Origin of the sequence: Kitasatospora sp. NPDC085895 (genome assembly GCF_040702125.1) — a bacterium.
Classification (GTDB): Bacteria; Actinomycetota; Actinomycetes; order Streptomycetales; family Streptomycetaceae; genus Kitasatospora; species Kitasatospora arboriphila.
On the sequence record NZ_JBFBJY010000159.1, the window covers coordinates 1 to 8,313 of the forward strand.

Sequence of the window (8,313 nt, forward strand, 5' to 3'; positions counted from 1 at the left end):
ATTCGCTTTGACGGACACCCCTGATCAGGGGTGTCCGTCAAAGCGAATCAAGCCCAGGGTGCAGTACTCGGTGTGGGCGAGCGCATCGCGCAGGCTCTGCCACTGGTGGGCGCCGAAGCGCCACCGGATCTCGACATGCGGCCCCTGCTCGATCAGGGCCTCGAGGTGGCAGGCCAGGATCGCGATCCGCTCACTGAAATCGAGCGGATCCCGGCGCAGCGGTGCCCAGTGCCAGTGGGTGAGGTCCTTCACCTCGTTGATCAGGTTGTTCAGCCCACGGGGCGGCGCCGCCCAGGACCAGGGCGATCGGCGGCAGGCCCTCCGAGCCGCTGCCCAGGCCCTTGACAAGCCCGATTGGGAATCAGTGTCGGCATGCGGGCGCAGCAGGCCCAGGGAGGCTGGTGGACAGGGCCCGCCCCAGTAACGCAAGCTCCGTGGCCCCCCGCGTTGGGCCCTCACCATGCCCGCCGGCAGCCCCGACCCCGCCGCCCAGAAGATCAGCACAGCTCAGCCAGCCCCAACTGAAACGCGGAGGTTAGCGCGGGCCAGCCCAGAAATGGCGGACGAAGTGACGGCCCGCGCGCCAGGGCAGGCCGGGGCCACGGACACCGTCCTCATGCCACCAGTGGAGCAAGGTATAGACGGTGGCCAGGATGCCGAGGACGAATCCGGCGGTGGACAGGAGGAATCCGCCGCCTTCTGGGCCATTGTCGATGATGCCGAGCACGCACAAGGCGGTGAGCGCGAGGGCAAGGGCTCCGCCGGCGGCCCAGCCGAGCCGCCAGGCCTTGGTGGAGCCGATGCTGAGGAGGGTGATGTCGACGGCGTCGCCGCAGGTCGCACAGGACAGGGTGGTCTTGCGGCTGCCGGTGGCGGGCCGTTCGAGGTCGATGCGGTGCGGTGTGGACGCTCGGATACGCGCGTTCCCGTAGGAGGTGTCGGAGAGCAGATGTGAGTATGGTGCCGACGGCACCGGGCCCAGATGGCGTGGCATGAATCCTCCTGTCCTTTAAGCCACTTGGCTATCACCCGTGTGGGGGATCTGTCTACGTCGGAAGTGGCCGACCACAGACGGCCGGACCGGTGGGCACACCCCACACACACCGGGCGCCCACCCCCCCCGTCATCATCCCCGCTACTGAGGTTTTCAGGGCGGGGTCGGTGGAGTGAGCGGCAGGCCAGTGCCAGCCAGGCATCCATCGATGAGGGCGGGTCGGAGTTGGATGTGCCGTAGGCCTCGGCGGAGGGTGCGGGTGAGGTGGTCGGGGTCGGTGAAGGCGGCGTTCGCCATCGGACCACGTCGCAGGAGCGACCATAGGCCTTCAACCGGGTTGAGGTCCGGCGTATAGGAGGGTAGTTGGAAGACGGTGAGCCAGTCGTGCGCCGCCGCGTACTGCTTCATGCCGGCGGCCAGGTGAGTGTTGAGATTGTCCCAGACCAGGACGATAGGGCCGCCGAGCTGGATGTGTGCCCGGACGGCGAGGTCGCGGTAGTCGGTCCAGGCGAAGCTCTTGCGGGCTCCCTTGAGCGGTAGGTGGAAGCGGGGCCGGTAGATCATCCGGCTCTGCTCGCCAGGTTTGTAGCAGCACAGCGCGGCCACCGATATCCGGCGCCGGGAGCGTCCCCGGACCCGGACCACGGGCGTGTGCCCGCGCTGGCCCCAGGTGCGGGTGCGCGGCGACGTCATCGCGAACCCGGCCTCGTCGCTGAGTAGGCCCGGGGCGCGGTGCCGGGATTGCTCCCGGTCCGTTTCCCCGGACCTCTCGCCGAACCCGCCGTGCGCCTCTCGACGCAACGGGCTCTCCACGGTCTCTGCCGTCAGGTGGTCTCGGGGACCCAGGGGCTGGGGATCTTGTTGCCACGGCAGCGATACCGGGTGACCGGAATCGCGCTGATCTTCCGCAACTCGATCTCGCCCGCCGCGATCGGAAGCCACCGCCCGCTGGGGGTGGTGAGCCGTCTGCGGACGTCCGACCAGTTCCAGTGATGCCGTTCTTGCAGCAGCCGGATAACCCGCCACCAGACGAGGTTGTCCAGGTTGCTGAAGGTGCGCTTCGCAACGGCATGCCGGAAGTAGTGGGCCCATCCGTGGGTGACCCTGTTCAGATTGATCAGCACCACGGCCAGGTCCTGCTGCGACGTTCTGTGGGTGAGGGTACGGATCTTCGCCTTCGCCGATCGCAGGGGCCGGTCGGCGATGAAGGTGTAGACGTACCACTTGTCCGTTCCCCTCTTGCGGCGCCACTGGATGTGGAACCCCAGGAAGTCGAACCCCTCGCTCAGGTGCACCAGTTGGGTCTTGGCTTCCGAGAGCCGCAACCCCATCGGTTGGAGCACTTGGGCGATCTCCTCGCGCAGTGCCTCGGTGTCCTGCCTGGTCCCGTGGACCAGGACGACGAAGTCGTCCGCGTAACGGACCAGCCGCCACGAGGGCAGGTCCTTGGCGCTTCGCCGTTCGCGCCGACTGCTGGTGGACAGTTCTCCGCCCGGTTCCCATGCCCGGTGCAGGTGCTCATCGAGCGCCGACAGGGCGATGTTCGCCAGGAGCGGGGAGATGATGCCCCCTTGCGGCGTGCCGGTGAAGGTCTCCTGATGTTCACCGAGCTCTGTGAGGAGACCGGACTTCAGGAACGCCTTCACCAGCGCCAGTATCCGCTTGTCCTTGATCCGTCTGCGGACCCGGTCCATCAGTGCGACGTGGTCGATCTCGTCGAAACACGCCGCGATGTCCGCGTCCAGCACCCACCGGTAGCCATGGGTGCCGTAGAAGTGGATCTCGGCAATCGCGTCCTGGGCCCGCCGCTTGGGCCGGAACCCGTAGGAGACCGGCTTGAAGTCGGCCTCGAAGATCGGCTCCAGCACCAGCTTCAGCGCGGCCTGGACGACCCGGTCGGCGATCACGGGAATCCCCAGCCGCCTCACCTTCCCCGACCCGCCCGGCTTGGGAATCTTGCGCTCCCGCACCGGTAGCGGCCGGAACGAGCCCTGCCTCAGCTGGGCCCGTAGGCCGTCAAGGAACCCGGGCACCCCGAAGCGCTCCTCAACGTCGGCGGCCGTCAGGCCGTCCACGCCGGGAGTGCGGGCTCCCCGGTTGCCGGCGACCCGATCGAACGCCGCGATCAGCGTCGCCGGGTCGTGCACGAGGTTGAACAGATCATCGAACCGGCGGCCGGGATCGGCCGCCGCCCAACGGTGAAGCTTGGCCTGCATCTCCGATACCCGCTGGCGTGGACCCACCAGGTCCGTCTCCAGCAGAGCGCCGCTGTTCAGCGGTGCGTCTTTCGGCATTGCAGTCTCCTTCCCTCCTCGATACCGCTGCCGCCCTTCCCCATGTGCGCGGGCTTTCCCCGGCTCGGAGTACTACGGCGGCTCCGCCCCACCCGGACCGTTCAGCGGTCGATGCGCCTATCCCCAGCTGAGCACTGGCCGTGCACGCCCGGGGAGTTGAGACCGGGTGGTTCCCGTGTTCACTGCGATTCGCTCGTTGGAGTAGGAGCCCGACTGTGTCCCTGCGGCATCGCCACGAGTACGCCGTAGACCTTCCTCGTGGCCTCCCGAACGGCTTCGAAATACCGATCAAGGAGTTCCCCGCTGCCCGCGGCATCGAGTACGCACCGCCTCCGGCCCAGATCCGCCAGATTCGAGCCGGTGTAGTCGTTAAGAGACGTAAAGACGCCGGTTCCTCGCGTACTCCTCTCCATCCCGCTCGCCGGACCCGCACCATCTGGCAGTGCTGGCACGTCCCGGCTTTGTCAGGGCCGCTCCCGCCCTCCCCGGCATCACCCGGATCAGGCTGCCCTCAGCTCCACCCCTCTGCTACGACAGAACGGCGGTGAAGGTCTCTCACCTCCACACGAATCACAGCGCCTCACGGCGCAACTCGAAGACGAGCCAGGCCCCGAGCGCCGCCGCGGTGCTTTACCCGCGGCCAGACCTCCTGCTTCCACAGCTCCACGGCGTGCTCGTCCCGCTCGAGCGCCCGGCGGGCCGGGGCCTGCCAGGACCAGCCGTGCCGCTTCAGCAGCCGCCACACCGTCGCAATCGACAGTCGCATCCGGAACCGGCGTCCGATCACCGCCTGGACCCAGGCCAGCGTCCAGCGCTGGTCCTCGAACCCGTGAGCGGCCGGGCCCTTGCTCAACTCCGCTTCCAGCTCGGCGAACTGGACCACAGACAGCTTCGGCACGCTCGCCGGACCCGCCGAGCGCAGGGCATCCGTCCCGCCTTCCCGCCAGGCCCACCGCCACCGCTCCACCGACCGCTCGCTGACCCGCAGATCCCGGGCGATCGCCGATGTCTTCTCGCCCGCCTCGAACCGGGCACAGGATGCCCGTCGTCGGGCAGCTACCGGATGCCAGACCTTGGGGGCCGCCCGATAGCCAGCCGCCGCCGGGCTGGTCCGGGCTGTCCAGGGTGGGCGCAGCCCATCGCGCAGCGACGCTGAAGGCGCCCTTGACAGCCCGGGTCGGCCCGGCATCCTTTCGGCGCGGGCGGACCGATTGATCAATGCGAGAGGGTTGACACACAGGAGAGCATCCACGGGTGCCAACTTGGACTCAAGCGGTCGTTGCAACACGACTACTCAAGGCGGGAATCGAGCCGAGCATGGGAAGCGTGGGCGACTCGTTCGACAACGCCCTCGCGGGGAGACGTGATCTTCAACGGGTTGGCAACGCACGGGTCCCACACCTGGGCCAGACGGCCGCGCTCGTCGTACTGGTGGTCGCGGTTCTCGAATGCGGTGATGAACGCCTGGGCGGTGTCGAGGGACTTCTGGTGAACGCAGCTCATGAGCGTGCTTTCTGGGTGGTGCTGCACGTCCGCGGGCTGCGGTCGGAGACAGGAAGTCAGAAGGGGTCACCAGGGCACGGGGCCGGTGGCGCCGGTGAAGGCGGGGCTCGACGCGCCGGGGCCGGCGGTGGCGGCCGTGACGATCACGGCGGCGCCTTCCTCTACGCTCTGGGTGCCCTGGTGGCCGTTGAGGTCGGTCGCGGTGAATCCGGGGTCGACGGAGGTGACACTGATCTGCGGGAACGCCTGCGCGTAGACGACCGTCAGCATGTTCAGCGCGGCCTTGGAGGAGTTGTAGGCCAGCAGCGGCGCCCACGCGGTGAGGATGCCGGTGTGGACGGCCGGGTCGGCATTGATCGCCAGTGAGCCCAGACTGCTGGAGACGTTCACGATCGCGGGCCGGGCAGCCTCCTGCAACAGGGGCAGGAAGGCGCGCGTGGTGCGCACCACGCCGAAGACGTTGGTATCGAACACTTGCTGTAGGTCGGCCGCGGTCAGCTCGCTGGCGGGCGCGGGCGGTCCGGCGATGCCCGCGTTGTTGACCAGCACATCCACCCGCCCGGCCTCGGCCCGGACCCGGTCCGCAGCGGCGGCCACGGACGCGTCGTCGGTGATGTCGATCAGCAGCGGCCGGGCTCCGAGGGCCTTGGCGGCCTGCTCGCCGCGGTGGGCGTCACGGGCGCCGGCATAGACGGTGTGACCCTGCTCGATCAGACGACGGGCCGTTTCGTACCCGAGGCCCTTGTTGGCCCCGGTGATCACAGTGACTGTTGTCATGGCACTCAGCCTGCGCGCCACGGAAGCACTTAGGGAGAGCTCTCCTCAGCCGGGGGTCGGCCAGTACCAGGCTGTTCCCGCACACCCGGCGGACAATGGCTGCGTGAACGACGATCCCGCAGCCCTCGGTCAGGCCCTGCGCCACTGGCGCGACCGCACCAGCCCCCAGGACCTCGGCCTCCCACTCGGCGGCGTCCGCCGCGCACCTGGGCTGCGGCGCGAAGAACTCGCCCAGCTCGCCGGCCTCTCCGTCGACTACGTGACCCGCCTCGAGCGAGGCCGCGCCACCTCGCCCTCCCCGCAGGTGCTGGCCGCCCTCGCCCGCGCCTTGCGCCTGACCGACACCGAACGCGACCACCTCTATCTGCTCGCCGGCCAGGCTCCGCCCGCCACCGGCCGCATCTCCGCCCACATCCCGCCCAGCGTCCAGCGTCTCCTCGACCAACTGCGTGCCACCCCGCTCAGCGTCCACGACGCCGCCTGGAACCTCATCTACTGGAACCCGCTGTGGGCCGCCCTCGTCGGCGACCCCTCCCCGTGGCGCGGCCGCGAGGCCAACATCGTCTGGCAGCACTTCACCGACCGGCCCACCCGCGTCACCCACACCCCCGACCAGCAGATGCGCTTCGAGACCGCACTTGTCTCCGACCTGCGCTCCTCCGCCGCCCGCTACCCCAGGGACAAGCAGCTCAGAACACTGATCACCGACCTGCGCCGCGCCAGCATCCGTTTCGACGACCTGTGGGCCTCCCACACCGTCGGCTTCCACACCACTGACAGCAAGACCGTCCACCACCCCGACCTCGGGCCCGTCACTGTCGACTGCGACACCCTCACCATCCCCGGCCACGACCTGCGCATCGCCGTCCTCTCCGCGCCGGAGGGAACCGGAACGGCTGCCCAGTTCGACCTCCTGGCCACCATCGGCACCCAGGCCCTGACCTGAAGGTCATGCCCCACGCCTTGGGACAACGGGGCGTGACTCCTCCCTGGCGTAAACGCCGGGGCTTCTCGCTAAGCCGGGTTGGCCTCGCGACGGACCAGCCCGGCCCGTAGAACGGTGCGCCCGGGTGGGAAGCCTGGACTGTGCCGCCGAGGCGTCCGCGCGCCCGGCGTGGGTGGTTGAACCACGCCGGGACCGGACCCGCCGACGAAGGAAGAGGATGGCCAGTACGACCCAACACCGGGGCTTCGAAGCTGAGCCGAGCCCGCTACAGCCAGGTTCAGTCCTTCGTCCTGACCGACTCACGCTCTCCCGGCGGCTGGTCCCGTGGTCAGGTTCTCCCCGGCGCCAGGTCGGCGACGAGCCGGTCGAGTGCCGACTCCTCGTGCAGGGCCACGTTCAGTACCGTCATGGCGGCGGCGAGGTCGGCGTCCCAGCTCGCCTCCACCGGGGCGCCGACGAGTGGGAGGCCGGGGCTGCCCTGGTCCCGGGCGTGGACGGTGAGTTGTTCGTAGTCCTCGGCTGCCATCCGCCACGGCTGGGCCGAGTACCGTCGGATGATGCGGTTGGCGAGCGCGATGCCCGGCCGGTCGAAGTCACCGTGGTACCGCAGCGGCAGGCCGGCGTCGGCGAGGGTGTCGAGGAGTTCGAGGACGACGGTGGAGGCGCTGCCCGAGGTGCGGACCAGGACGCCCCCGCAGCGGGCCTCGGCCGCTGCCTCGACCACGCGGGGGTTCTCGCAGATGTGCACCAGGGTGTCCGGGGGCGGTACGACGTTCAGCTCGCGCAGTTCACGCAGTGTCAGGTGGGATTCGGCATGGTGGTCGGCTCGTTCCCGCAAGGCCCGTTCGCGCCATCCGTGTCCCACTGGACGCAGGCCGTAGGTGAGCACGGTGCTCGATACCTCGTCGGGGACGACGGCTGCGGCCCGCCACAGGGCTCGCCGACCGGGCGCGTCCTCGGGCGGTTCGCTGTCCGTGGCCCGCGCGAGGCCGCGCAGGACCAGGCGGGACAGGACCGTGTCGTCGTCCAGGCCGTGTGCCGTGCCGGTCACCCGGGTCGCGAGTTCTCCGCGGCCGTACGGCGCCGCTTCCTCGTCCCGGTCGGTCCGGAGCAGCCCGAGGACGCGGATCGTCTGGTGGAGCACGCCCGCCGCATCCTGGGGTGCGAGCCTGCCGAGCGCGCCGGTGCGGCGCAGGTCGTCGAGCCAGCCGCGCACCCAGTCCTGACCGGCCAGCGGGGATGCGGCGATCGCCGCTTCGGCCGCTGGCCATAGCGCGGCCCGCTCCTGCCGTCCGGTGTCTCGCGCCGCCCGCCGGTCGGTCAGCGACAGCCCGAGCTGTTCGACGGCTGCGATCAGTCCGCAGTCTGCCGCAGTGGCTCGCAGCCTGCTGTCCAGGTCCGCCAGCCGGATCGTGGCGGTACTGGTGGTGACCCGGCGGCCGAGCAGCAAAGACAGGGCCTCGCGCTCGGCCGCGGTGCAGTCGTTCAGCCGGATGCTGCCGTTCGGCTGGAGTCCGTTGCGTTCCAACCGGTGGTGGACTGCTGTCCACATCCGGCCGAGGTCCGGCTGGGCCAGGAACGTGCGGGTCTGCGGTGGAAGCGTCACCTTGATCTCCCAGGATGCCCCGGCCTTCAGGCCGGGGAGGAATGGGTCCTTGGACCGGAGCCGCGAAGTGGCGGAGTGATCTTCGGATGTTCTGCCGCAGGCCGTTGTCAGTGGCCTTCGGTAGGTTGATCTTGTGCACCTTCGGTACTCGTATCGCATCTATCCGACGGCGGGTCAGCGTGTGGCGCTTATC

General features: G+C 69.4%; 8 protein-coding genes and 1 pseudogene. 1 reads left to right on the top strand and 8 read right to left on the bottom strand.

Features of this window, described 5'->3' with window-relative positions:
* Positions 1-24: 24 nt before the first annotated feature.
* From AB0442_RS40920 to AB0442_RS40950, 7 genes and pseudogenes are all read right to left on the bottom strand, one after another.
* Entirely contained in the window at positions 25-252 is a 228-nt protein-coding gene (locus AB0442_RS40920) for a hypothetical protein (protein ID WP_366168611.1), read from the bottom strand.
* Positions 253-535: 283 nt separating this feature from the next.
* Positions 536-994 carry a hypothetical protein gene (locus tag AB0442_RS40925; RefSeq protein ID WP_366168612.1) on the bottom strand — a complete coding sequence of 153 codons (459 nt, stop codon included), beginning with the start codon at positions 992-994 and terminating at the stop codon, positions 536-538.
* A gap of 153 nt (positions 995-1,147) precedes the next feature.
* Positions 1,148-1,705, bottom strand: a pseudogene (locus AB0442_RS40930) (transposase); the annotation flags it as partial.
* Between the two features lie 113 nt (positions 1,706-1,818).
* On the bottom strand, positions 1,819-3,288 hold the full coding sequence (gene ltrA / locus AB0442_RS40935) for a group II intron reverse transcriptase/maturase (RefSeq protein WP_366168613.1): 1,470 nt from the start codon (positions 3,286-3,288) through the stop codon (positions 1,819-1,821).
* Positions 3,289-3,868: 580 nt separating this feature from the next.
* Positions 3,869-4,477 carry a winged helix-turn-helix domain-containing protein gene (locus tag AB0442_RS40940; protein WP_366168618.1) on the bottom strand — a complete coding sequence of 203 codons (609 nt, stop codon included), beginning with the start codon at positions 4,475-4,477 and terminating at the stop codon, positions 3,869-3,871.
* A 101-nt stretch (positions 4,478-4,578) separates the two neighbouring features.
* On the bottom strand, positions 4,579-4,818 hold the full coding sequence (locus AB0442_RS40945) for a hypothetical protein (protein WP_366168614.1): 240 nt from the start codon (positions 4,816-4,818) through the stop codon (positions 4,579-4,581).
* A gap of 39 nt (positions 4,819-4,857) precedes the next feature.
* A complete protein-coding gene (locus AB0442_RS40950) occupies positions 4,858-5,568 on the bottom strand; it encodes an SDR family NAD(P)-dependent oxidoreductase (RefSeq protein WP_366168615.1) in 711 nt (236 codons plus the stop codon).
* Positions 5,569-5,671: 103 nt separating this feature from the next.
* Here AB0442_RS40950 and AB0442_RS40955 point away from each other — a divergent pair, with 103 nt between their 5' ends.
* The gene (locus AB0442_RS40955) at positions 5,672-6,514 is read left to right on the top strand and encodes a helix-turn-helix transcriptional regulator (protein WP_366168616.1); all 843 of its coding nucleotides are present in this window, start codon (positions 5,672-5,674) and stop codon (positions 6,512-6,514) included.
* Between the two features lie 328 nt (positions 6,515-6,842).
* On the opposite strand, the gene AB0442_RS40960 is transcribed toward AB0442_RS40955, so the two are convergent.
* The gene (locus AB0442_RS40960; protein ID WP_366168617.1) at positions 6,843-8,120 is read right to left on the bottom strand and encodes a TIGR02679 family protein; all 1,278 of its coding nucleotides are present in this window, start codon (positions 8,118-8,120) and stop codon (positions 6,843-6,845) included.
* Positions 8,121-8,313: the final 193 nt, after the last annotated feature.